This window comes from Streptomyces massasporeus, assembly GCF_014648995.1.
Taxonomy (GTDB): Bacteria; Actinomycetota; Actinomycetes; order Streptomycetales; family Streptomycetaceae; genus Streptomyces; species Streptomyces massasporeus.
The window spans coordinates 165,579-189,844 of the sequence record NZ_BMSE01000011.1 but is presented as its reverse complement, the minus strand read 5'-3'; the positions used below and the strand labels follow the sequence as shown (position 1 = coordinate 189,844).

Sequence of the window (24,266 nt, the reverse complement as noted above, 5' to 3'; positions counted from 1 at the left end):
CAGCCATGACCGTACGAACCGACCCCCACCTCGCCCTCGTCCGGCCGGTCCGGCCACGGACCCCCGAAGGGTGTCAGGAGTGTCTGCTGCTCGGCTCCCCGTGGGTCCACCTCAGGCTCTGCCTGACCTGCGGCCACGTCGGCTGCTGCGATTCCTCGCCCAACCGGCACGCGCGCCGTCACGCCGCCGCCGACGGCCATCCGATCGTGGCGTCGCTGGAGCCCGGCGAGGACTGGCGGTGGTGCTTCGTCCACGAGGCGTTCGTGTGATGGCCGGCGACGAGACGCGGCCGAGCGCGGCGCCGGTGCCGGACGAGGCGGAGGAGAGCGTCCCCTTCGAGACCGCCGACATCTACGGCGCTTACCCCCGCCTGCCGGACGACCAGCTGGCCCGCCTGGCGCAGCGTGGCCGGCGGCGCGCGGTCGACGCCGGGGATGTGCTGATCCGGGAGGGGGAGCGGTGCGAGACGTTCTACGTCGTCCTCAGTGGCTCGGTCTCCGTCGTCGAGGGCTACGGCACGCCCGACGAACGTCTGCTGCGTGTGCACGGCCCCGGCCGCTTCATCGGCGAACTCGGCCTCCTGAACGGGCAGGTGGCCTTCTACACCGCCCTGGTCAGGGACCCAGGTGAGGCCCTCGCCCTGTCCATGGATCAGCTGCGTGACCTGGTGACCCGGGACTCCGTCCTTGGCGATCTGGTGCTGCGCGCCTGCCTGGGCCGCCGTGCCCTGCTCGTCGGGCAGGGCGCCGGTTTCCGCATCATCGGCTCGCGCTATTCGCCTGACACCCGGCGGCTGCGCGAGTTCGCCGCCCGCAACCGGCTGCCACACCGCTGGATCGACCTGGAGACGGACGAGGAGGCCGAGGAGCTGCTGCGCCGCTTCGGCGTCGGCCCGGAGGAGACACCGCTCGTCATCTGGCGGGACACCACTCTGTTGCGCAACCCCAGCAACGCGGAACTGGCCCGGCTCTTGGGCCTGCCGTCGCTGCCTGCCGGAAACCATCACGGCGATCTCCTGATCGTCGGCTCCGGACCCGCCGGTCTCGCCGCCGCGGTGAACGCCGCCTCGGAGGGCCTCGGCATGACCCTGGTCGAGGCGATGGCCACCGGTGGCCAGGCCGGGACGTCGTCCCGCATCGAGAATTTGCTCGGCTTCCCCTCCGGAATCTCCGGCGCCGAACTCACCGACCGCGCCGTGCTCCAGGCCGACAAGTTCGGCGCCAGGATCAGCGTCCCGGCGGAGGCGGCTCGGCTCGAACCGAGGGACGGGCACTACGCCGTCGGGTTCACCGACGGCAGCGAGATCACCGCCCGTAGCGTCGTCCTGGCCACCGGCGCCCGCTACCGCCGCCTCCAGGTGCCCGGCATCGAACGCCTGGAGGGAACGAGCGTCCACTACTCGGCGACCGTCTACGAGGCCCAGCAGTGCCGCACCGACCCGGTGGCCGTCGTCGGCGGAGGCAACTCCGCGGGCCAGGCCGTACTCTTCCTGGCCGGGTACGCACCGCAGGTGTATCTGCTCGTCCGTGGGCCGGGCCTCGAGTCGCACATGTCCCGCTACCTGATCGATCAGGTCGAGCGTCACCCGCGGGTGCGCGTGCTGCTGCACACCGAGATGACCGAGGCCCTCGGCGACAAGGTGCTGGAGGCGGTCACCGTGGTCGACCACCGTACGGGCGAGCACCGCCCCCTCGCGGTGCGGGCCCTGTTCGTCTTCACCGGCGCCGACCCCCACACCGAGTGGCTGTCCGGGGCGCTCGCCCTCGACGCGCGCGGCTTCGTGCTCACCGGCGCGGAGGCGCAGGCCTGCTCCGTCCCCGGACTGTGGCAGAGCCAGGGCCGCGACTGCCTGACGTTGGAGACCAGCCTGCCTGGTGTCTTCGCCGCGGGCGACGTCCGCAGCGGCTCTGTGAAACGCGTGGCCTCCGCGGTCGGCGAAGGCGCGATGAGCATCCATTTCGTGCACCGCCACCTGGGCCACACGGCCGCGCCCGGCGGCACCGACAGCTCCGCGCACACCCGTCCGAAGGAGTCCGCTTGGCTCGCATGACCCCAGAGAGCGACGAGATCACGAGAAGGAGAAGGAGGCGATGGGAATGACTACGCCTGTCCGGCACCAACGGGGTGCCGCAATGCAGGCCAGGCCGCTTGGCTGGGCACGCAATCCGATGACGGAGTTCGACCAACTGCTCAGCGAGATGAGCGGACTGATCGAATCCACGGTGGGAGGCGCGGCGCCCGCAGTCGCGTGGACACCCCTGGCGGATGTCACGGAGTCCGACGACGCCTTCCACATCGAGATCGAACTCCCCGGTGTCAAGAGCAAGGACATCGACGTCGAAGCGAACGGCCAGGAGCTGGTGGTCACCGGAGAGATCAAGGAGAAGGAACGCAAAGGTGTCCTGCGACGGAGCACCCGCCGCACCGGAGCCTTCGAGTACCGGCTGCGGCTGCCCGGAGAGGTCGACACCGAAAAGATCAATGCGCAGATGTCGGAGGGGGTGCTCACCATCGCCGTCCCCAAGGCCGAGGTCGCAAAGCCCCGGCACGTCGAGATCAGCGAGACGAGTGAAAGCACCGGGAGCAGCGGCTGAGACGCGAACGCCGCGGTTCCGGACACCCGTCCGGCACCGCGGCCGGGCCGGCGAGGCTCGACATCCGGGGTGACTCATGAATGACGTCCCGTATCACGACCCGTCACGGCGGCGAAGACCCGGCATGTGGCTCGCCACCGGCTTCCTTTCGGCGCCGCAGACGCCAGGCGCGCAGCAGCCGAAGGGGGAGCAGACCGAGCGGGGCTCGCCGGCCCATGTCCGCCTGGTCCTCGCGGTCGAATGCCCGTGCGTAACGCTCGGCGTCCTGGGCCGTCGGATATCGCTTGCTTCCCCCCGCTCCGCACCCACGCGCGCAGCGCCAGAGCATCGTGTCGCCCTCATGGAGAAAGCGAAAACGGTGTCCCAGAAGGTGGCAGCGCAGCACAGAAGACCACTCTATGCGGACCAGTTCATTCCGGCCTGTCCTGTCCCTCTCCAGGCAACAGCCCATGGCCCTGAACGAGGAGGCACGGCATGACCACCACCGCCGAGCTCGGTGTCGTCACCACCAAGGTCCCCGCCCGACTGGACCGGCTGCCGTGGTCCCGATTCCACTGGCGGATCGTCATCGGTCTGGGAACCGTCTGGATTCTGGACGGACTCGAAGTGACGATCGTCGGAGCGGTTGCCGCCCGTATGACCGAGCCGGGCAGCGGCATCAACCTGACCAGCGCCGACATCGGCACTGCCGCCGCCATCTACGTGGCAGGCGCGTGTGCGGGCGCTCTCCTGTTCGGGAGGCTCACCGACCGCTACGGGCGCAAGAAGCTGTTCATGCTCACGCTCGGCATCTACATCCTCGCCACCGTCGCGACCGCGTTCGCCCATGACGCCTGGTACCTCTACCTCGCCCGTTTCATCACCGGTATGGGCATCGGCGGAGAGTACGCCGCGATCAACTCGGCCATCGACGAGCTGATTCCGGCCCGTAACCGCGGACAGGTGGATCTGGCCATCAACGGCAGCTACTGGGTCGGTGCGGCGCTCGGCAGCCTGGTCGCCGTGCTGCTTCTCAACGAGAGCCTGCTGGCAGACGACCTCGGCTGGCGGCTGGCCTTCGGCCTGGGCGGCATCCTGGGCCTGGGCATCATGCTGGTACGCCGCCATGTGCCGGAGAGTCCGCGCTGGCTGTTCATCCACGGGCATGAAGACGAGGCTGAACGCATCGTCGACCGGATCGAGGCCGAGGTCCGCCAAGAGACCGACCGCGAGCTGCCGGAACCGGGCGAGGCGGTCACCGTACGGCAGCGCGACGTCATCCCGTTCAGGGAGATCGCCGGCACGGCTCTGCGGCGCTACCCGCGTCGCGCCGTTCTCGGTCTGGCCCTCTTCGTCGGACAGGCGTTCCTGTACAACGCGATCGTCTTCGACCTGGGCACGATCCTGAACGGCTTCTTCGACATCGGCTCCGGCTCGATCCCCTACTTCCTGGCCCTCTTCGCCATCGCCAACTTCCTCGGACCACTCCTTCTCGGCCGACTGTTCGACACCGTGGGCAGGAAGCCGATGATCGCGGGCACCTACTTCGGATCGGCAGTCGTGGCAGCCGTGCTCGCCGTCCTGCTGGTCAACGGCTCGCTGACGACATGGTCGTTCTTCCTGCTGGTCTCGCTGACCTTCTTCGTGGCGTCCGCGGGAGCGAGCTCGGCCTACCTGACGGTGAGCGAGGTCTTCCCCATGGAGACCCGAGCTCTGTCCATCTCGCTGTTCTTCGCGATCGGCACGGCCGTGGGCGGAATCACCGGCCCGCTGCTGTTCGGCCACTTGATTCACAGTGGCGATGCGGACCTGGTGGCCATCGGCTTCCTCGTCGGAGCGGCAGCCATGGCGCTCGGCGGGCTGGCCGAGGTCTTCTTCGGTGTCCGGGCCGAACAACAGTCCCTGGAGAACATCGCCCGGCCGCTCACCGCTGAGGAAGCCGAGGCGGCCTGGCGCAACGAGCCCGCGCCACAGGACACACGAGACCGCCGCCGGCCCGAGCACGTCCGGCAGGCCGCGGACGAGCGGGAACAGCGGATCGCCGACCGCACCGCCCGCCGCCGGGAGCGGGAGGGAGCCGGAGCCCGCCGCTACCGCCCGGGCACCGGACCGGGCAGCACCCTGTACTCGCCGGGGATGGTCGGCACCGCGGGCGCAACAAGCCGCACGTCCGCCATGGCCGAACAACGCCTCGACGACGAGATCGAACAGATCACCCACGCGCTCCAGGAAACCGGCCCGACGAGCCGCGACCGACTCGAGCAGGCCGTGAGGGGCCTTTCCTGGGGCCCCGGACGCTTCCGCCGCGCCCTGCGTGAGTCCGAGCGGGAGTCCAGGGCCAAGAGCCTTGCGCACGGCAGCTACGCGCCGACGGACGGACCCGGCCGGTCCGACAGCGCACCGGGCGACCCCCATGACCAGCGGTGACCGGCGCAGAAGGAGGCAGCGATGAAATACGACGGATTCCTTGCCCACGTACGCGAGCGAGGCGAATACAAGGAACAGGACGAAGCCGCGGACGTCACCAACGCCGTGCTGGAAGTGCTGGCCCAACGGATCAGCCCGGGAGAGGTCAAGGACCTGGCATCCCAACTGCCCGGCCCGCTGGGACTGGTTCTGGACCATGCAACGCCCCAGAAGGCGCAGAGCTTCGGGATCGAAGAGTTCTACCGCCGGGTCGCCGAGCGCACGGGTGCCCGGCCGCGTACGGCACAGTGGGACGCCAGCGCGGTCCTGACCACCGTTGCCGACGCTGTGACTGGCGGAGAACTGAATCAGATCATCAGCCAACTCCCCTCCAGTTACGCGGTCCTGTTCGGAAAAGCCGACCTCGCGGACTGAGTTCGTGAGGCGCTCAGAACGAAAGGCCCACGCACATGGTTGATACAGGTTTTTCCTCGTTCGACACCATGGTGGACAAGGCCAATCGGCTCCTCAAAGACGTCGAGGAGGCTTTCGGGTGGCCCAAGGAACGGCGTAAGCAGTCGTATGCGGCACTGCGGGCCGTGCTGCACCCGCTTCGGGATCGTCTCCCGGTCGAGACGGCCGTACAGTTCGGCGCCCAACTGCCGACCATCGTCAAGGCGTCTACTACGACGGCTGGAAACCGGCCGATACGCCCGTAAAGATGAGCAACGAGGAGTTCCTCGCACGGGTCCGGAGTGAATTCCCCTACGCGGTCGAGGGCGGCAGCGAGAATCTGGTGCGCACCGTACTGAAAACGCTGGAACGCCATGTGAGCGCCGGCGAATGGCAGCACCTCAAGTCCCGGGTGCCGAACTCGTTTGCCGCGCTCCTGCCGTGACCCCGGTGGAGGAGGCCATGAGTACTCATGCCATCACGGATCAGGGGGCTGCCACTCGAACATCAAGATCGTTGCGTCGTCGCTGAGTTCGTCGTGCTGATGCTCGAGGATGGCGTGGATGAGCAGGCGCAGCACTTCCGGGGCGCTCTGCCCTGCTGCGGTCGACCGGATGACGTAGTCGGTGAAGCGTTCCAGACCGAACTCCTCGCCCGCCTCGTCGCGTGATTCCACGACGCCGTCTGAGTAGAGCAGTATTCGGTCACCGGGCTCGAGGCTGACGTCGTGCACCTGACGGGTGGTCCCGGCGAGACCGGCGGGCAGACCCAAAGGTGGCTCAGATGGCCGCTCCAATGCCTCGTGGAGCAGACGGTGGCGACGGATGAGCAACGGAGGCGGGTGACCGCAGTTGCACCATCGCAGCACACCCGTGGGCATGTGCAACTGTGTGAAGACACCCGTGCAGAACTGCTCCGGAAGCCACTTCGCCAGTGCCTCGTCCACGGTGCCCACGAGTTCGTTCAGTTCTGCCCCGCTGCGCCGGGCGTTACGGCAGCCTGCCATGGCGACAGAGGTGGCAAGTCCGGACGCCAGATCGTGCCCCATGCCGTCGAGTACTGCGGCGTGCAGAACGTCCTCGGTGAACGCATGGTCGAAAGCATCGCCGCCCAGTTCGTACGCAGGTTCCAGAACCGCCGTCGACACGACCCGCCCGGTGCCGATCGACCGGGGAGGGAGAAATGCCCTCACCATCTCCGTGGGCAGGTGCATCGGCCGGGTACGCATGCGCTGCGCGATGGAGTCGCTGTAGGTGCGCTTGGATGTGATGATCAGTGCGAGGAGCAGCGCCGCCGTTCGGCAGCGCCGTAGCTTGAGCCCGTCCAGGGTGCTCATGGCCAGCTCGACGACGCCCAGCCGCTCCGCCCCGTCGGTCAGAGGCAGCCACACGTTCAGCCCTCCGGAGGGGGTTTCTTCCACTCGGAGAGAGTTGCTGCGGTAGGCCCATCCGGTCAGCGACGTGTCGAGCTCCAGTTCCGGCTCGCCTTCGACGAACGGCACCAGCAGTCTTTGCTGGATGTCGACCAGATAGACAACGGCCCTGCCCAGCCCCATGGACTCGGCATACCGGTTCAGGACCACGGGCAGTTCCGCAGGTGATGCCAGCTGGGCCGCCCTGGCCAGTTCATCCAGCTGCCGCTCCCCGGGCCCGACGGACACGTTCCTGTCCATGCCTTCGATGATCCGTGGCCCGCACCGCCTGTTCCGGTCGCCCCTCACAGCAGGAGGTCGAAGACGGCTCGCGCCTCGTCCCAGTGCTGGGTCTGGGGGTTTTTCAGGTCGGGGTGGAGGATCTTGAAACTCTGGGCAAGGGCCAGGCTGAGTCCGCCGATGATGTGCGGATAGGCCGCCTCGGTCTCCTCATCGGGCGTGCGGTCCAGAGCGGGATGGGTGGCGAGCTGTTCCAGGATCGGCTTGAGTTCCACTTCCTGGTCGATCTTCCGGAAGTGGTGAATGCTCTCCTGCAGGCCTTTCGTGATCGGCAGGTCAGATGTCCGGATGATGTCGCGCCCGTTGGCCTTGGCGGTGGCCTGGGCGACGGTCAGCAGATCGTAGAGCTTGGCGTCGACGAAGTCGCTGTAGCGCTTGAGATCGTTCTTGTCGACGTTCAGTCCTGCGGCCGCGCGAAAGAACCTCTCGAATTTGGCGATGGACATCACGGTCATGACGGCAACCTCCGGCTGCGGAGCCGGGTGGCTCCCGACCCCTGGGCTTCCCAGTCAGCCTGGCCGACGGGGGCGCGCGAACGCTTGCGCATGTCGGGCCCAATCGGCCTCCCCGTATTGCCCTGCCAGGCCCATGTGCCCGACTGTCCGGGTTGTCGGACGGGCGGCCGGACCGACAGCAGGGCCGGAGAGCGCTCGGGAGAGGCCGGTGAGCAGCAGCCAGGGCCGGTTGATTCAGCCCATCCCGCCCACCAGCCGCCCCGGCGCCGGGCAGGACGTAGCCCTCTGCTTCCCAGGCGTTCTGGATTCTCCCGCGTGGCAGGGCTTTGCGGAGTTCCGGCCCCCGGGCGGATACCGAAGCGGGGTGGCGGGTGGCGCGGCGTGCGGTGCGGTGCCAGGACGATGCCCGGGAGATCCGGCCGTACCGCACCTGCAGGCGGAGGCCCACGTGTCACGTGGTGTGGACGTTACCGCGGCGGCGTGTGCGGGCACTCGGGATCGGCGGGGCAGCCGACGAGGAGGGTCCGGTCATGCAGGTGCCGTCTCAGGGCGTTACGGTCGTGGCTCTCCTGGCGGATCCGGACGCGCCGACGGAGATCGCGCAGCGCATGGCCCGGACACTTCCTGCTCGGCTCGCCGACAAGTCGGGCCGGGGGCGACGGTTCGACGTCGAGGTGGTCAGCGAGCCCTTCACCTCGGGGACGGAGGACCCGCCCACCCTGATGCGCCGGATCATGAACCGTGGGAGTGCGGAGAACTGGGACATCGTCGTGGCCCTCACCGACCTTCCGCTGCACTCGCACGGGCGCAAGCTCGCTGTGAATCTGAATCACGAACACGGCTTGGCGCTGCTGTCTCTCCCTTCACTGGGGGGCCTGCGGCTGCAGACGAGGGCCCGGCGGGCCGTCGAAGAAGCCGTGCTCGGCATGGCGGGTCCGCAGACCGACGGGGCTGAGGGAACTCCGCGAAGTCAGCCACCTCCGGGGCCCTCCGACAATCGTCTCGCCCCTTTTCATCCGGGCCGAACCGATGAGAAGGAGACCGACGATCTTCGGTTCGTCGTCAGCGGGCCGCGCGGTTACCTGCGGGTGCTCGCCGGTATGGTCCGCGCCAACCGGCCGTGGCGGTTGGTGCCGGGCTTGTCGAAAGCCCTGGCGGCCGCACTCGCCACGGGAGCGGTCGCCACCGTGAACTCCACCGTCTGGACCCTGGCCTCGTACCTCAGCACGCCACGCCTCGTGATCGCCACGGTCGGATCTGTCGCGCTCATGATCGGCTGGCTGATCATAGACGCGGAGCTGTGGCATCGATCACCGGAGAGCTCGCCGGAGGCGAGGCAGAGGGCGCGGCTCTACAACACCTCGACGGTCGTGACCGTGGGGATCGGGGTGCTCGTCTGCTACGTGGGTTTGATGGTCATCAACTGGGTGTGGGCGCTGTTCATCCTCAACGACCAAGCGTTCGCTGCCGTGACAAGAACCCCGCTGGACGCCGAGGAGTACGTGACGCTGTCCTGGTTCGTCGCCTCGGTCGCCACCGTGGGCGGCGCGCTGGGATCAGGCCTGGAGAGCGACGACGCGATCCGGGCAGCCGCCTACTCCAAGCGCGAACAGGAACGTCGCCACAGGCTCCAGGACGACCACGCTGACCAGCCCTCGAAGTGAACGCGCAGCCGACGCGCCCCGGCATGGCCTTCCGACTAGGCTCACACCCGTGAGGTGGCTGCGGACCTTCGGGGAGGTCGTGCGATCCGGGCTCACGATCGAGGAGACGCGGCTGGAGCCCCTGCTCGCCCTGCGCACGGCTGCTGGAGTGGCGCTCGTCGTCGGGCCGGCGCTGTGGCTGGTCTCTCCTGCGTTCGCCGCGTCCGCCGCCCTCGGTGCCTACTCCGCGGGTGCGGCCACCTTCCAGCGCACCTGGCGTCCGCGCAAGGTGATCGCGCTCGGCGCGGGTGCGGGTCTGGCGCTGAGCACCTTCGTGGGCTACCTGGCGGCGGGGCGACTCGTGACGTTCCTCCCGCTGCTGGCCGTATGGGCCTTTGCCGCGGGGATGGCGTGGTCCCTCGGCTCGACCGCTGGAATCGTGGCAGCGACGACGGTCGGCAGCATGCTGGTGACCATCACCCTGCCCACCAGCGTCGGACGAGCCCTGGAACACGCCGGGGTCATCGCGCTCGGAGGCGTGGCGCAGGCCGTGCTGATCTTGCTCTTCCCGGTCCGCCGTTGGGGGGCGCACCGTGACGCGCTCGCCGACGCTCTGGCCGCCGTGGCCGACTACGCCCGCCGGCTGCGGCACGACCCGACCGCGCCGTTCGACCCTGAGCCGCTGATGACGGCCCGGGACGCGGCCGCCGTGACCCCCTCACAGGCCCGCACCCGGCCCCCCGTCCTCCACGGCCCCCGGGGCCTCGCCGAGCGCATTCTGCCGGTCGTCGCCGCGCTCGCCGACCCGGACGTCGGCGCCCCGGCGGAGGGACCCGGGCGGGACCGCGCACGGGAGTTGCTCGACGCGGCCGCCGACGTCCTGGACGCGGCCGCCCGTTCGATCCGCCGCGGCACTCCCGCCGAGGTGCCGCCCAGGAGTGCGGACGTCCTGCGCGTCGACGAGGAACACGAGGTGCTGGAGGGGCCCGCCCGGCAGGCCGCCGAACGGCTCGTGGAACTGCTCGCCGAGGCATTGGAGATCGCCGGGAGCGGCGGCGCGCGCGACAAGGCGCCTGCGCCGCCCGGCCCCGCGAGCGCCCAGTTCCTGGTGCGCCCGACCATGTTCCGGTTGCTCCCGGTCGTCGTCCGGGCGGTCCGCCGTGAGCTCCGCCGGGACTCGCCCGTGTTCCGGCACGCCGTCCGCCTGGCGGCGGTGGCCACGCTCGGCTATCTCATCGCTTCCCGGCTACCCGTGGGCCACGGCTATTGGGCGCCCATCGCCTCGGTGATGGTGATGCGGCCGGACTTCCACCGGACGTACGCGCGTGCGGTGGGCCGTCTCGCCGGGACCCTGGCGGGGGTCGCGCTCGCCACCGGGATGGTGAGGGCCCTGGGCCCGGACGCCCATGTGTTCGGGGCGCTGGCGGTGGTCTCGGCGGCCCTGTCGTACACGCTGCTCCGTACCGGCTACGCCTACTCCCAGTGCTTCACTGCCGCGTACGTCGTCTTCCTGCTCGGCATGGGCGGCCAGGCATGGGAGCAGACGGTCCCGGAGCGGGTGGTGCTCACCTTGCTCGGCGGGGCCCTGGCCATGCTGGCGTACGTGGTATTCCCTGCCTGGGAGACCCCCCGGCTGCCGGGCCGGCTGGCGGACTGGCTCGCCGCTGACGGCCGATACGCGGCCGCAGTGCTCCGCAGCCACGCCGAACCGACCCGGGAGCATCGCGCCGACATGCGCAGGGCCCTGCTGGAGAGCAGGGAGGCACGTGCCGCCTGGCAGGAGGCCTACGACCAGGCAAGGCAGGAACCGGTCGGCCCCAGAGGTCTGACATCGCGCGAGGCGGAGGAGGCGCAGGAGGCGCTCAAGGGACTTGACCGGGCAGCGATGCTCATGGAGAGCCACGTCCGCCCGCGGGCCGACAGCCGTTTCGCCCCCGAGGCGGAGCGGTTCGCCGAGGCCCTGGAGGCGGACACCGCGCAGGCGGCAGACGACGTGCGCGAGCACAGGAATCCGGACTGGGGGCGCGTGGAGGAGGCGCTCCACGCGTGGAAGGGCGCAGCCAGGGACCGGAGCCCGGTGCTGCGGCGCGGGGCGGAACTGCAGAAGCGGGCCTTGGACAACCTCGCGACAGCCGTAAGCCGCACCCCTCTGGAACGGGACGTCGGCTCTGCTCGCGAGGAGCAACGGGTGCGGGCGGCCGTGGCTGCGGAAGGTGACGGATCATCACCCGCGCACCGGGCTGGGTGACGGCTCCGGAGACGGGGAGCGCCGCGCCTACTGGAGCGCGAAGTGGTCTCCAGGCTCTTCGAGCGCCGTCACACGCACACCGCTGTCGCCGTCACGAGGATCAGCCCCGCCGGGATGAGCATTTCGACCCCCTCGACGTTCCACCGGAAGGACTTCTCCGCCTCGGCCGTCACGGTGAGCGTTGCGGAGCTGATGGCAGCCGGGCCGGCCACCAGACCCTGGACAGGGCTGCCGTGGCCTGCCGGAACGGTGTGTGACCCAGCGTTCTTGGTCACACCGGGCCGCGCGGCAAAGGCGAGCCGACCCCGGGCTCCCGCAGCACCTCGGCGCCGAGGGCGTGACCCCACTATCGTGAGGCGAAGAAGGCGCCCTTCCCGGTGCGTCCGCGGGGACCGGTCGGAGGAGACGATGAGCGGGGAACGGCCCGGGCGTTCCGAGCAGCGGCTGCCCAAGCTGCGGCTGGACGAGCTGCTGGACGAACTCCAGGCGCGGATCGACGCGGCGCGCGGCACCCAGGACCGGGTGCACAGCCTGCTCGAAGCGGTGCTCTCGGTCGGCCGTGAGCTGGATCTGCCGCAGGTTCTCCGGCGCATCGTCGAAGCGGCGGTCGTGCTCGTGGACGCCGAGTACGGCGCTCTGGGCGTCATCGGCGACGACCGCATGCTCTCCGAGTTCCACACGGTCGGCATCAGCGGCGAGCAGCGGGCCCGGATCGGCGACCTGCCCAGCGGGCACGGCATCCTGGGCGAGCTGATCCGGCACCCGGAGCCGCTGCGGCTGGCGGAGATCTCCGAGCACTCCTCGTCGTACGGCTTCCCGCCCCACCACCCGCCGATGCACTCCTTCCTGGGGGTGCCCATCCGGGTGCGCGACCAGGTGTTCGGCAACCTCTATCTCACCGAGAAGCGCGGCGCTGCGGAGTTCGACGCCGAGGACGAGTCGGTGCTCTCCACGCTCGCGGTGGCGGCGGGCGTGGCGATCGAGAACGCCCGGTTGTACGAGGAGACGCGGCTGCGCGAGCGGTGGCTGGGGGCGAGCTCCGAGGTCACGCGGGCGCTGCTGTCCGGTGCGCCGAGCACGGACGTGCTGGAACTGATCGTGGAACAGGCCCTTCAGATCACCGACGCCGATGTCGGCATGATCGCCGAGCGCGTGCCGGAGGAGAACGCGCTGCGGCCCTCGCTCGCCGTGGGGCTCGACGCTGACCGGCGCAGCGGTCTGGTGATGTCGGGCCAGGACGGGTTCGTGGCCGCCGTCCTGACCACGGCCGAACCGGTGGTGAGCACGGACATCCAGGAGGACCCGCGGACCAGCCGGGACGCCGCGCAGTGGGCCGGAGTCGGACCCGTGGTCGGGGTGCCTCTGGAGGCCGGCGGCAAGGCGGGAGGGGTGCTGCTGCTGGGGCGAGAGGTGGGCCGTACGCCCTTCACGGACGCTGACACGCGTCCCCTGCTGGGGTTCGCCGGGCAGGCGGCGCTGGCCCTGGAGCTGGCCGAGCGGCGGCGGGACGCCGAGCAGATCGCTCTGCTCAGGGACCGTGACCGGATCGCCCGGGACCTGCACGACCTGGCCATCCAGCGGCTGTTCGCGGCCGGGATGACCTTGCAGAGCGCCCAGCGCTTCATCGACCACCCGGAGGCCGAGGAGAGGCTGTCGCGGACCGTCGACGACCTGGACGAAACCATCAAGATCATCCGCTCCACGATCTTCGGACTGCGGGCGCAGGGCGGCACCCGGGAGGGCAGCGGCCTGCGCGCCCGGGTGGCGGACGCGGTCACGGCGGCGACGTCGTCCCTCGGTTTCGCTCCCGCCGTACGGATCGAAGGACTCGTCGACACGGACGTGCCGGGCGATGTCGCCGATCACGCGCTCGCGGTGCTGGGCGAGGCCCTGAGCAACGCGGCCCGGCACGCGGGAGCACGCTCCGTGGACGTGCACCTGCGCTACGCCCAGGGCGAGTTGAGACTCACGGTCGTCGACGACGGGCGCGGGATCCCTCCGGGCGTCGTGCGCAGTGGCCTCAGGAACATGGAGGAGAGGGCCGCCGCGCTCGGCGGCGAACTCCTGCTGGGTGAGGGCCCGGAAGGGGGCGGCACCCGGGTGGAGTGGCGTGTACCGGTGCGGCCGGCGAAAGACTGAGCACCGCCCCAGGCGCCCGGCTCAGCGTCCCGGACGCTCGCCCGGCTCGGGCTGCTCGACATGGGACGCGAGAACCGCGGCCTGGACGCGGCGCTGGACGCCGAGCTTGGCGAGCAGCCGGGAGATGTGGTTCTTGACGGTCTTCTCGGAGAGGTAGAGCCTCTTGCCGATCTCGCGGTTGGTCAGACCGTCCCCGATCAGGACGAGGATCTCCCGCTCGCGGGGCGACAGACTCGCCAGCTCGGGCGCGACAGCCGGTTCCTCGGACGGTTCGGCGCGCAGCGAGCGCATCAGCCGGGCCGTGGTCTCCGGGTCGAGCATGGACCTCCCGGAGGCCACCGTGCGCACCGCCGAGACCAGGTCGGAGCCCTTGATCTGCTTGAGGACATAGCCGGAGGCCCCGGCCATGATCGCGTCGAGGAGGGCCTCCTCGTCGTCGAACGAGGTCAGCATCAGACAGGCCAGCTCGGGCATGCGGCTGCGCAGTTCGCGGCAGACGGTGATGCCGTCGCCGTCGGGCAGGCGTACGTCGAGCACCGCCACATCGGGTCGCAGTGCCGGGCCTCGGGCCAGCGCGTGCTCGACGTTCTCGGCGTCCCCGACCACCGCGATGTCGGGTTCGGTGTCCAGCAGATCGGCCAGACCACGGCGCACGACCTCGTGGTCGTCGAGCAGGAAGACCCGGATCGGGTGCTCCTCGGTGAAGCTGCGCGGCTCGGTCATCAGGACCCCTCGTTCCCCGGAGCGCCGGAAGCACGGACTGCGGAACCGCCCGTGCTCACGATCATCACGGGCGGGGACCGGATGCACCAGGGCCGATCGGCCCAAGTCATACCGATGGCATACCGAGGGCGCACCTCTCCCGCGCCTCCGCCGGAACCGGCAGGACCCGCGGGCCCACCGCCCCGGAGCTCCGCGGTAGGGCCGGTCGGCCCCGGTACGGGACCTGTGGCATCTCCACCACGGGGCCGGCCGGAGCGACGCTGGAATCATCAGAGCAGCCACGGAGGTGGAGAGAATGTCCCGCACGATCACCGTGGGCCTCGACGGTTCGCCCGAGAGCCTGGCCGCCGCGGAGTGGGCGGCGCGTGAGGCGAAACTGCGCGGTCTCGCTCTGAGGCTCCTCCACGTGTACGAGCCGGTGCCGGAACCCATGGCGCAGGCTCCGCTCCTCGGTGCCGAGACCCACCAGCACTGGAGCGAGAAGATCCCCCGCGAGACGGCCGGGGGTGTGCGGTTGCGGCACCCCGGCGTCGAGGTCACCGCCGAGCATCTGGCCGGCCGGCCGAGCGAGGTCCTGGCAGAGGCGGCTCGCACCACCGAGTTCCTGGTCCTGGGGTCGCGGGGGATGAGCGGGATCGGCGGATTCCTGGTGGGTTCGGTCGGTCTCGCCGTGGTGGCACGCGCGGAATGCCCGGTGGTCCTGGTCCGCGCCGGTGAGCAGGCCGCGGACGAGCACGAGAGGGACCCGGTCGGTATTCCGTCGGCCGCCACCGCGTACCGGCCCGTGGTGCTCGGACTCGACACCGGCCATCCCGACGCGTCCATGATCGATTTCGCCTTCGACGCGGCCGCCCGGCGCGATACGGTCCTGCGGGTCGTACACGGGTGGAGCCGGCCCTCGTACTACTCCTACGGCGGGGCCGCCGAACTGTGGCGCTACGAGGATCTCGCACAAGGCGAGGCGATCGCTCTGGCCGAGGCGCTGCGGCCGTGGCGGGAGAAGTACCCGGCCGTCGACGTGACCGAGGTGTCCCGGCTGGACAATCCCGCGGAACAGCTGATCAAGGCCTCGCGCGAGGCCTGCCTGGTCGTGGTGGGGCGGCGCATCCGCCGCAAGCCGTTCGGCGTGCACATCGGCTCGGTGACGCACGCCGTACTGCATCACGCTGCCGCCCCGGTCGCCGTCGTCGCGCACGACTGACGCGGAGGGACGAGGGCGATGGACCGGCCGATGGTCGTCGGTGTCGACGGCTCCGAGGCGAGTCTGCGGGCCGTGGACTGGGCGGCCGACGAGGCCGCGCTGCGCGGGGTGCCGCTGCACGTGGTGTACGCATCACTGTGGGAGCGCTACGAACACGCCGTCTTCCCCACCGGTCGGGAGCCGCCGTCGGAGAAGTTGCTCACCGACGTCCTCGCGGTAGCCGCGGCCCAGCGGGCCCGGGCACGGGTTCCCGGCCTGGAGGTCACCACCGAGGTCGTCCCCGAGGGGCCCGTCTCCGTACTCCGCCGTGCGGCGCGCAAGGCCGCGGCGCTCGTTCTGGGCTCGCGCGGCCGGGGGAGTGCCGCCGAACTGCTGCTCGGTTCGGTCAGCCTCGCGGTCGCCGGACGGGCGGACGGTCCGGTGATCGTGGTGCGAGGGGACCCCGACGACCCGTCCGGGTCCCGGATGCGGGGCGGCGGCCCCGTCGTCGTCGGGGTCCCCGCCGGACCGGCGGACTCCGAGGCGGTGCGCTTCGCCTTTTGCGAGGCGGCCCGGCGCGGCGTACCGGTCGAGGCCGTACGGGCCTGGCACCGGCCCGCGCACGAGACCAGCGACCACCCCCGGTTCACCGGCGAACCCGCTCGGGTGCGCCGGAAACGGGCCGTCGAGGCCCTGGAGGCCGGGCTGCGCGCGCCGGCCGACGAACTCCCGGACGTCGAGGTGCGCCGGCGGATCGTCGAAGGGCAGGCCCGGACGGTACTGCCCGACACCTCGGCCGGTGCCGGCCTGCTCGTGGTCGGAGCCAGGCACCCCCACGGACGCTTCGGCCTCCACATCGGCCGCGTCACGCACGCCGTCCTGCACCACGCCCTGTGCCCCGTCGCGGTCGTTCCCGAGGAGGAGGCGCCATGAAACACGACAAGGTCGGCTCCCTGATGATCATGGACGTGGTGCGAGCCGAGTACGGCACGCCGGCCGAGGACGTCGCCCGGCTGCTGGACGACCACCGGATCGGCGGGCTGCCCGTGGTGGACCAGGACGACCAGGTCATCGGCGTCGTCTCCGCAAGCGACCTCACGGCCCACGACACCGCGAGGGCGGACCCGCACCGTTCGCGGAGTCGCTTCGGGTTCCCCGAGCTGTCGCCCGCCGCCCGCAGGAGCACCGCGCTGGCGCCGGCCCGCACGGCCGGTGAGCTGATGAGCGCGCCGCCGGTCACCGCGCACGCCGAGGACACCATCGTCGAGGCCGCACGGACCATGGCCCGGCGGGGCGTGAACAGGCTGCCCGTGCTCGACGAGGAGGACCGGCTGGTCGGCGTCGTCACCCGGCGGGACCTGCTCCGGGTCTTCCTGCGGCCCGACGCGGAGATCCGGGAGGAGGTGATCGAGGAGGTGCTGGTGCGTGTGCTGTGGCTGATGCCCCGCAGCATCGACGTCGTCGCCGCGGACGGCGTGGTCACGCTCGCGGGACGGCTGGAAAACCGCAGCGAAGCGGAGATCGCCGTCGCCATGACCCGGCAGATCGACGGCGTGGTCGCGGTCGTCGGCGAGCTCACCTGGCGCCTGGACGACACGCGTCAGCGATCGGACGAGCAGGTGCTGCACGGCGTGACCGACGACCGGCTGCGCAAACTGTGAGAGGAGGCGGACCGGCATGCCCATGAACGTGCTCGTCGCCTACGGAACGACGAACGGATCGACCGCGGAGATCGCCGAGACCATTGCCGAGGTCCTGCGCAAGGAGGGGCTGACGGCCGAAGCCCTCCCGGCCGGCGCCGTGCCGGACGTGGCGGCGTACGACGCCGTCGTGGTCGGGGGCGGCCTGTACGCCGGCCACTGGCACAAGGACGCCCGACGTTTCGTCCGGCGCCACGGCAAGGCCCTGGAGGAGCGCCCGCTGTGGCTCTTCAGCAGCGGTCCGCTCGACCCCTCGGCCTCGGAGCGGGACATTCCGCCCGTGCCCGGAGTGAAGAAGGCCATGAACCGGCTCGACGCCCGGGAGCACGTCACCTTCGGCGGCTGCCTCCGGGAAGGTGCGAAGGGCTGGGTCGCCCGGATGATCCTCCGCAACGGAAAGGGCGGGGACTTCCGCGACTTCGAGCGGATCGAGGCATGGGCGGCGAAGATCGGCCACGAACTCACCCTCGTGTGACGCCGCGATCCCACGAACCGGCTCTCGTGTGCGGTCAGAGCACCGCACTGTCGACGGTGTCCGTCGCGGGCGGGCCCACAACGCCCACCGGCATGCCGGGAAGCAGTTCGAAGACCCCCGCCATACCGGTGTGCCGCAGAACGCGCCGCAGAGAGGTGCTGTCCGTCACCAGACGCAGCCGGCCCTGCCGCGCGCTGACGCGGTTCCGCACCCGGCACAGGACCCCCAGCCCCGTGCAGTCGATGAACGACACCGGGCGCAGGTCCAGCACCAGGTCCGGACAGGGACCGGCGGTCAGCATGTCGAGGCGGGCCCTGAGGGCCGGCGCCGCGAGCAGGTCGAGCTCGCCGCGCAGGGTCACGACCTGGGCCGCCCCCACCTGGAGCGGCTGCGTGGACCTGCTGGGGATGTCGGACACGGTCCGATCAAAGCGGGTCGGCGCGACGTGCGGTAGGGCCGATCGGCCCTTGTCGGCCGGGCCCGCGAGGACCGGCACGGTACGAACCCGGACGGACGGACCCGCAAGACCCCGGACGGACCGCCCCGCAACACCCCGGACGGACCGCCCCGCAAGACCCCGGACGGACCGCCCCGCAACACCCCGGTCGGCCCAGGGGCGGGACCGGCCGGCCCAAGCGCGTCGCACCGATCCGCGCCAAGCTGGAACTGAGGTGCACACCGGTCACAACCGCCCGTGCCAGGAAGGTGGGGACTCCATGAAGGCCTACGTGTTCCACGGCCCGGGACAGTCCGCCTGGGAGGACGTCCCGGATCCCGGTGTCAAGGAGCCGACCGACGCCATCGTCCGCGTCGACGCCGTCACGATCTGCGGAACGGACCTGCACATCCTCAAGGGCGACGTCCCCGAGGTGCGCCCCGGCACGGTGCTGGGGCACGAGGCGGTCGGCGAGGTCGTCGACGTCGGCGGTGACGTGCGTACGGTGCGGCCCGGCGACCGGGTGCTGGTCTCCTGCATCACCGCCTGCGGCCGCTGCCCCTCCTGCCGGGAGGGCATGTACGGCCAGTGCCGGGGCGGCGGAGGCTGGATCCTGGGCCACCTGGTCGACGGCACCCAGGCCGAGTACGTCCGCGTGCCCTTCGCGGATCTCTCGGCGCATCCGCTGCCCAGCACCCTGGACAGCAAGGACGCCGTGCTGCTGGCCGACATCTTCCCGACCTCCTACGAGGTCGGCGTACTCAACGGGCACGTACGGCCGGGCGACACCGTCGCCGTCGTGGGCGCCGGCCCCGTCGGGCTCGCAGCGGTCGCGACCGCCCGGCTGTTCGCTCCGGAACGCATCGTCGCGGTCGACCTCGCCGCCGCGCGGCTGGAAGCGGCCAGGCACCTCGGCGCGGACGCGGTGGCGGACGCCCGGGAGGCCCCCGAACAGCTGGTCGAGGACCTCACCGACGGACTGGGCGCGGACGTGGTCGTCGAAGCGGTCGGCCTGCCGGAGACGTTCGAACTGTGCACGCGCATGGTGCGGCCCGGCGGCCATGTCGCCAACGTCGGCGTGCACGGCAAGCCCGTGACCCTCCATCTGGAAGACCTGTGGATCAAGAACGTCACCATCACCACAGGACTGGTGGACACGTATTCCACCCCCACCCTGCTCCGGATGGCGGCCGCGGGCCGCCTGCCCACCGGGCAGCTGGTCACGCACACCTTCCCGCTGACCCAGATGGAGGAGGCGTACGACGTTTTCGCCCGGGGTGCCGACACCGGGGCGCTCAAGGTCGTCCTGGGCGAGGAGCCGCACGAGGAAGTCGTCCCCTACCGGGCGGCCTGACGAAGGAGAGAGGTGACGGGTCATGACCGAACGGGCCTCGTCGCATGCCGTCGAAGGACGCCCGAAGGGTGACCTCGGGCGGCGGATCACCCAACGGCGCACGGAACTCGGCCTGAGCCGACAGGAGGCGGCCTCCCGGGCGGGCATGGCACCCGCCTACCTCCAGTACCTGGAGGAGCGGCCGACCGCCGACCCGGGCGCGGGCACCCTCCTGCGGCTGGCGGGAGCGCTGAAGACCACGGTGTGGCACCTGACCGGTGGCGACACCGCCCTGCCGCCCGGACTCGGCAGGGCGGCCCGCACACCCCGGTTCACGGAGCTGACCGAGGCCGAGTGCCGCTCCCTGCTGTCGAGCCACGGGGTCGGACGCATCGCCGTGTCCACGGACTCCGGACCGGTCGTCGTGCCGGTCAACTACAGCGTCGTCGACGGAGGGATCGTCTTCCGCACCGAGCCCGGCACGACCCCGGCCCAGGCGGACGGCCACCAGGTCGCCTTCGAAGCCGACCGCATCGACGAGGCGTTCAGCGAGGGCTGGAGCGTGCTGGTGCGGGGTCCCGCGACGACGGTGACGGATCCGGAGGAGGTCACCCGTCTCGAAGAGCAGGCCTTCAGCACACCCTGGGCGGGAGGCCGGCGTGAACTGTGGCTGCGTATCGAGCCCGTCGCCGTCACCGGGCGCCGGATCACGGTGGCCTGACCGCGGGTGCCCCGCCGCGACAGGCCACCCGCCTGACCCGGCACCCGGCCGTGAGGCGGACGGCCCCGGCCGTGAGGCGGACGGAGCGGGGCCGGGCCGGCGGGGCCGTCCCTCACATGCGGCTTCCGCTGCCGTAGGGGGCGTACAGATCGAGCAACCGGACGCGCGACGCGTGCAGCCGGTGGGCGACCACCCGGCTCACCCAGTCCGCGATCGCACGGCCGAACTCGGGGTCCCGCGCGCACATCGCCCCTACCGCCTCCGCGTCGAACTCCCAGGCCCGCACCGGGCTCATCGCCTCCGCGCCCAGATGCCACACGTGCGGCGGAAAGTGCCACGACCAGCCGATCAGCTCCCCGTGGCCGAGGGACTCGACGACAGCCGCCCGCCGGCCGGGGACACGGAGGTCGAGCGCGACCGTCCCGGTCCGCACGATCCAGAACCGGTCGGCGCGCCGCCCTTCCTCGAAGATGCGGGTGCCCGTGTCGAAGGACACCTCGCGGGCCACGCTCATCAGCCGCTCGCGATGCCCGGCTGTGAGGCCCGTGGACAGGTTGGTGGTGGAGGTCATCGCCCGGCTCCCTTCAGCTCCCGCCCGGTCGGACGGCGAGTCCGTCGTGCAGCGCCGTGCTCCTCGGTGTGCCGAGGCGCCCCGGGCCGCTGACTTCAGCCTGGACCCGGGCCGTTCGGCGCACCACGGGCCGAACGGCCCTCGAGAGGGACCGATCGCCCCCCTCGCGAGCGGCTGCCTCGGGTGCGACGGTGAGAGTGGGCCCGCACCATGCCGTGCACGAGGCGGTGGGAACGATGACGACGGAACGTCCCCTGGTCGTGGGGGTCGACGGTTCGGACGGCAGCCTGCCCGCGGTCGACTGGGCGGTGGACGAGGCGGCCCGGCACGGCCTCCCGCTGCGGCTGATCCACGGCTCCCTCTGGGAGCGGTACGAGGGCCTCACCCCGTCGATCGGTCCGGACCGCCCCGCCGGGCAGGTACGGGCCGACCACCTCGTCGCCTCGGCGGCGGAGCGCGCCGGGCGACGCAATCCCGGCGTGAAGGTGTCCACCGACGTCGTCCCCGCCGGTGCGGCGGACGCCCTCCTGCGGGAGGGCGACAGCGCCACCGCCCTGATCACCGGCTCGCGGGGCCACGGCGAGCTGAGGGGACTGCTCCTCGGCTCCGTCGGTCTGGCCGTCGCGGCACGGGCCCACTGCCCGGTCATCGTGGTGCGCGGCGACACGGCCGGCCTGGCCGGTACCCACCAGCGGATCCTGCTCGGCGCCGGCAGCCCCGACACCGGCGGGGAAGCGGCGCGCTTCGCCTTCCGCGAGACCGAGGTCCGCGGGTGCGTCCTGGACGCGGTCCGGGCCTGGCGCCGCCCCGCGCACGCATCCGCCGAAGCGTCCGACCGGGGCCACGAGGAGCGGGCCCGCGCCGAGCTCGACGAACTCCTCCGCGACGCCTCGGCCGCCCACCCCGGAGTCCGGGTGAACCGCACCGCGGTCGAGGGCCCGGCCCGCAAGGTGCTGGTGCACCGCTCGGCCGCGGCCGACCTGGTCGTCGTCGGAGCCCGACGCCGGCAGGGTCACTTCGGGCTCCAGCTCGGCACGGTGGCCCACACCCTGCTGCACCACGCCGAGTGCCCCGTGGCCGTCGTGCCCCAGGGCGCCCCGGCGGAGACGCTCCCGTGACGGACCGGACCTGGGCGTACGAGGGATACCGCCCCGCGGAGGAACGGCTCCGGGAGTCGCTGTGCACCCTGGGCAACGGCTGCTTCGCCACTCGCGGGGCCCTGCCCGAGTGCGCGGCGGACGACGTGCACTACCCGGGCACCTACGCGGCGGGCTGCTACAACCGGCTCACCTCCGAGGTCGCGGGACGCCACGTCGAGAACGAGGACCTGGTCAATCTCCCCAACTGGCTCCCGCTGCGCTTCCGCGTCCCGGGCGGGCCCTGGCTCACCCCCGACGCGACGACCGTCCTCGACCACCGCCAGACCCTCCACCTGGACTCGGGCCTGCTGGAGCGCCGCACCCGGTACGCCCTCGGCGAGGGGCGGGCGCTGTCCCTGCGGCAGCAGCGGCTGGTGCACATGCGCGACCCGCACCTCGCGGCATTGCGCACGGAGTTCACCACCGAGGACCTCACCGCCGAGCTGGAGGTCGAGGCCGCGCTCGACGGGGCGGTCGGCAACGCCGGGGTGCCGCGCTACCGCGACCTGGACGGCCGCCACCTGACCCACGTGCACACCGGCACCGCCGTACCCGGCACGGTCTGGCTGCGCTGCCGCACCCGCACCTCGGACATCCGCATCGGCATGGCCGGCCGGCTGACGGCCCGGGATCCGGTCACGGACGCGCACGAACCGTCGCGCGCCGTTCAGCGCACCACCCTGTCCCTCGCCCCCGGTTTTACCGCCACCGTCGACAAGACCGTCGCGCTGCACACCTCACACGACCCGGCGATCAGCGATCCGCTGCAGGCTGCCGTGGACCGGGTGCGCGCGGCACCGGACTTCGACGGCCTGCTGGCCTCGCACCGCATCGCGTGGAACCAGCTGTGGCGTCGCGCCGAACTCGACGTCCCGGGAGAAGCCGGAGCCATCCTGCGCCTGCACCTCTTCCACGTGCTCCAGACCCTGTCCCCGCACACCGCCGACCTGGACGTCGGCGTACCGGCCCGCGGGCTCCACGGTGAGGCCTACCGCGGGCATGTCTTCTGGGACGAGCTGTTCGTCCTGCCCTACCTCAACCTGCATTTCCCCGAGGTCTCCCGCGGCCTGCTCCACTACCGCCACCGGCGCCTGGACCGAGCCCGCGCCGCGGCCCGGGACATGGGCCGCCGCGGCGCGCAGTACCCGTGGCAGAGCGGCAGCGACGGCCGCGAGGAGACCCAGCGCCTGCACCTCAATCCCCGCTCGGGCCGCTGGCTGCCGGACCACACCCACCTCCAGCACCACGTCGGTTCGGCGATCGCGTACAACGTGTGGCAGTACTGCGAGGCGAGCGGCGACGCGGAGTTCCTGCATACCAAGGGTGCCGAGATGGTGCTGCAGATCGCGCGTTTCTGGGCCGACTCGGCCACCTGGGACGAGAACATGGGGCGGCACCGCATCCGGGGCGTCGTCGGACCCGACGAGTACCACGACGCCTACCCGGGGGCCGAGAGGCCGGGCCTTGACGACAACGCGTACACCAACGTCACGGCCGCCTGGGTCCTCACCCGCGCGCTGGAACTGCTGCGCACCCTGCCCGAGCCCCGCTGCCGCGAACTCGTCGAACGCATCGCTCTGGACGACGGTGAACCGGACCGCTGGGAAGAGGTCTCCCGCACGCTGCACGTCCCCTTCCACGACGGGATCATCAGCCAGTTCGAGGGCTACGGCGACCTCGCCGAGCTCGACTGGGACGGCTACCGCGAGCGCCACGACGACATCCGGCGCCTGGACCGGCTCCTGGAGGCCGAGGGCGACAGCGTCAACTGCTACAAGGCGTCCAAGCAGGCCGACGCGCTGATGCTCGGCTACCTCTTCTCGCCGTCCGAACTCCAGCGGCTCTTCCACCGGTTGGGTCACCGGCTGGAGGAGGAGACCTGGCAGCGCACCGTCGACCACTACCTGGCCCGCACCAGCCACGGCTCCACCCTCAGCGGACTGGTCCACGGCTGGGTCCTGGCCCGGTGCCGACGCGCCGACGCCTGGCGGTACTGCCAGGAGGCCCTGCGCGGCGACGTCGCCGACCTCCAGGGCGGCACCACCGGCGAGGGCATCCACCTCGGCGCCATGGCGGGCACCCTCGACCTGGTCCAGCGGGGACTGCCCGGTCTGGAGACGCGTGGCGGGGCGCTGTGGCTGGACCCCGTGCCGCTGCCGGAGCTGTCCTCGTACGGGTTCTCCCTCCGCTACCGGGGCCACTGGGGCATCCGGCTGCGACTGACGAGCGGGCAGGTGGAGATCACCGTGCCGCCGTCCGGCCTCCCGCCGATCGAGATCGCACTGCCCGACCGCACGACCGGCATGCGGCCGGGGGAGACGTGTCGGCTGCTCCTCACGGACGATCACGGCCCGTGACGA

Annotated in this window: 22 protein-coding genes and 1 pseudogene; 17 read left to right on the top strand and 6 right to left on the bottom strand. The window is 71.4% G+C overall.

What is annotated here, in order from left to right; all coding sequences use genetic code 11:
- Positions 1-5 precede the first annotated feature (5 nt).
- From IE153_RS24165 to IE153_RS42765, 6 genes and pseudogenes are all read left to right on the top strand, one after another.
- Positions 6-269, top strand: coding sequence for a UBP-type zinc finger domain-containing protein (locus tag IE153_RS24165; protein WP_189591912.1), 264 nt, complete (start codon positions 6-8; stop codon positions 267-269).
- Positions 269-2,050: an FAD-dependent oxidoreductase gene (locus IE153_RS24160; protein ID WP_189591911.1), complete on the top strand. Its 1,782-nt coding sequence runs from the start codon at positions 269-271 to the stop codon at positions 2,048-2,050. The genes IE153_RS24165 and IE153_RS24160 overlap by 1 nt, the downstream gene beginning before the upstream one ends.
- Positions 2,051-2,096: 46 nt before the next feature.
- Positions 2,097-2,594, top strand: a complete 498-nt coding sequence (locus IE153_RS24155; protein WP_189591910.1) for an Hsp20/alpha crystallin family protein — start codon at positions 2,097-2,099, stop codon at positions 2,592-2,594.
- A 474-nt stretch (positions 2,595-3,068) separates the two neighbouring features.
- Entirely contained in the window at positions 3,069-5,000 is a 1,932-nt protein-coding gene (locus IE153_RS24150; RefSeq protein ID WP_189591909.1) for an MFS transporter, read from the top strand.
- Positions 5,001-5,021: 21 nt separating this feature from the next.
- Positions 5,022-5,414 (top strand): DUF2267 domain-containing protein, encoded by a 393-nt coding sequence (locus IE153_RS24145; RefSeq protein WP_189591908.1) that lies wholly within the window; start codon positions 5,022-5,024, stop codon positions 5,412-5,414.
- Positions 5,415-5,449: 35 nt separating this feature from the next.
- A pseudogene (locus IE153_RS42765) lies at positions 5,450-5,877 on the top strand (DUF2267 domain-containing protein).
- Between the two features lie 33 nt (positions 5,878-5,910).
- Here IE153_RS42765 and IE153_RS24135 read toward each other — a convergent pair.
- On the bottom strand, positions 5,911-7,104 hold the full coding sequence (locus tag IE153_RS24135; protein ID WP_189591907.1) for a PP2C family protein-serine/threonine phosphatase: 1,194 nt from the start codon (positions 7,102-7,104) through the stop codon (positions 5,911-5,913).
- A 44-nt stretch (positions 7,105-7,148) separates the two neighbouring features.
- Positions 7,149-7,598 (bottom strand): DUF1931 family protein, encoded by a 450-nt coding sequence (locus tag IE153_RS24130; RefSeq protein ID WP_189591906.1) that lies wholly within the window; start codon positions 7,596-7,598, stop codon positions 7,149-7,151.
- Between the two features lie 530 nt (positions 7,599-8,128).
- Here IE153_RS24130 and IE153_RS24125 point away from each other — a divergent pair.
- Both IE153_RS24125 and IE153_RS24120 read left to right on the top strand, forming a co-directional pair.
- The gene (locus IE153_RS24125) at positions 8,129-9,262 is read left to right on the top strand and encodes a hypothetical protein (RefSeq protein ID WP_189591905.1); all 1,134 of its coding nucleotides are present in this window, start codon (positions 8,129-8,131) and stop codon (positions 9,260-9,262) included.
- Between the two features lie 49 nt (positions 9,263-9,311).
- Positions 9,312-11,489, top strand: a complete 2,178-nt coding sequence (locus tag IE153_RS24120; protein WP_189591904.1) for an FUSC family protein — start codon at positions 9,312-9,314, stop codon at positions 11,487-11,489.
- 68 nt (positions 11,490-11,557) lie between these two features.
- On the opposite strand, the gene IE153_RS24115 is transcribed toward IE153_RS24120, so the two are convergent.
- Entirely contained in the window at positions 11,558-11,701 is a 144-nt protein-coding gene (locus IE153_RS24115) for a hypothetical protein (protein ID WP_189591903.1), read from the bottom strand.
- A 196-nt stretch (positions 11,702-11,897) separates the two neighbouring features.
- Here IE153_RS24115 and IE153_RS24110 point away from each other — a divergent pair, with 196 nt between their 5' ends.
- Positions 11,898-13,628, top strand: coding sequence for a GAF domain-containing sensor histidine kinase (locus IE153_RS24110; RefSeq protein ID WP_189591902.1), 1,731 nt, complete (start codon positions 11,898-11,900; stop codon positions 13,626-13,628).
- Between the two features lie 21 nt (positions 13,629-13,649).
- Here the strand turns inward: IE153_RS24110 and IE153_RS24105 are convergent, their stop codons facing one another.
- Complete coding sequence (locus tag IE153_RS24105; RefSeq protein WP_189591901.1) at positions 13,650-14,351, bottom strand: response regulator; 702 nt, start codon at positions 14,349-14,351, stop codon at positions 13,650-13,652.
- Between the two features lie 295 nt (positions 14,352-14,646).
- On the opposite strand from IE153_RS24105, the gene IE153_RS24100 reads away from it, so the two are divergent.
- Genes IE153_RS24100 through IE153_RS24085 form a run of 4 tightly spaced genes read left to right on the top strand, consistent with a single transcriptional unit; the run spans position 14,647 to position 17,706 of the window.
- Positions 14,647-15,552: a universal stress protein gene (locus IE153_RS24100; RefSeq protein ID WP_189591900.1), complete on the top strand. Its 906-nt coding sequence runs from the start codon at positions 14,647-14,649 to the stop codon at positions 15,550-15,552.
- Between the two features lie 18 nt (positions 15,553-15,570).
- On the top strand, positions 15,571-16,464 hold the full coding sequence (locus IE153_RS24095; RefSeq protein ID WP_189591899.1) for a universal stress protein: 894 nt from the start codon (positions 15,571-15,573) through the stop codon (positions 16,462-16,464).
- The gene (locus tag IE153_RS24090) at positions 16,461-17,192 is read left to right on the top strand and encodes a CBS domain-containing protein (protein WP_189591898.1); all 732 of its coding nucleotides are present in this window, start codon (positions 16,461-16,463) and stop codon (positions 17,190-17,192) included. Before IE153_RS24095 ends, IE153_RS24090 begins: the two co-directional genes overlap by 4 nt.
- A 16-nt stretch (positions 17,193-17,208) precedes the next feature.
- Positions 17,209-17,706 (top strand): flavodoxin domain-containing protein, encoded by a 498-nt coding sequence (locus IE153_RS24085; RefSeq protein ID WP_189591897.1) that lies wholly within the window; start codon positions 17,209-17,211, stop codon positions 17,704-17,706.
- Between the two features lie 34 nt (positions 17,707-17,740).
- On the opposite strand, the gene IE153_RS24080 is transcribed toward IE153_RS24085, so the two are convergent.
- The gene (locus IE153_RS24080; protein ID WP_438817934.1) at positions 17,741-18,115 is read right to left on the bottom strand and encodes an STAS domain-containing protein; all 375 of its coding nucleotides are present in this window, start codon (positions 18,113-18,115) and stop codon (positions 17,741-17,743) included.
- Between the two features lie 307 nt (positions 18,116-18,422).
- Here IE153_RS24080 and IE153_RS24075 point away from each other — a divergent pair, with 307 nt between their 5' ends.
- Complete coding sequence (locus tag IE153_RS24075; protein WP_189591895.1) at positions 18,423-19,496, top strand: zinc-dependent alcohol dehydrogenase family protein; 1,074 nt, start codon at positions 18,423-18,425, stop codon at positions 19,494-19,496.
- Positions 19,497-19,518: 22 nt separating this feature from the next.
- A complete protein-coding gene (locus IE153_RS24070; protein WP_189591894.1) occupies positions 19,519-20,196 on the top strand; it encodes a helix-turn-helix domain-containing protein in 678 nt (225 codons plus the stop codon).
- Between the two features lie 112 nt (positions 20,197-20,308).
- Here IE153_RS24070 and IE153_RS24065 read toward each other — a convergent pair whose 3' ends face one another.
- Positions 20,309-20,767 carry a cyclic nucleotide-binding domain-containing protein gene (locus IE153_RS24065; RefSeq protein ID WP_189591893.1) on the bottom strand — a complete coding sequence of 153 codons (459 nt, stop codon included), beginning with the start codon at positions 20,765-20,767 and terminating at the stop codon, positions 20,309-20,311.
- 236 nt (positions 20,768-21,003) lie between these two features.
- Here IE153_RS24065 and IE153_RS24060 point away from each other — a divergent pair, with 236 nt between their 5' ends.
- Positions 21,004-21,885, top strand: coding sequence for a universal stress protein (locus tag IE153_RS24060; RefSeq protein WP_189591892.1), 882 nt, complete (start codon positions 21,004-21,006; stop codon positions 21,883-21,885).
- On the top strand, positions 21,882-24,263 hold the full coding sequence (locus IE153_RS24055) for a glycoside hydrolase family 65 protein (RefSeq protein WP_189591891.1): 2,382 nt from the start codon (positions 21,882-21,884) through the stop codon (positions 24,261-24,263). The genes IE153_RS24060 and IE153_RS24055 overlap by 4 nt, the downstream gene beginning before the upstream one ends.
- Positions 24,264-24,266: the final 3 nt, after the last annotated feature.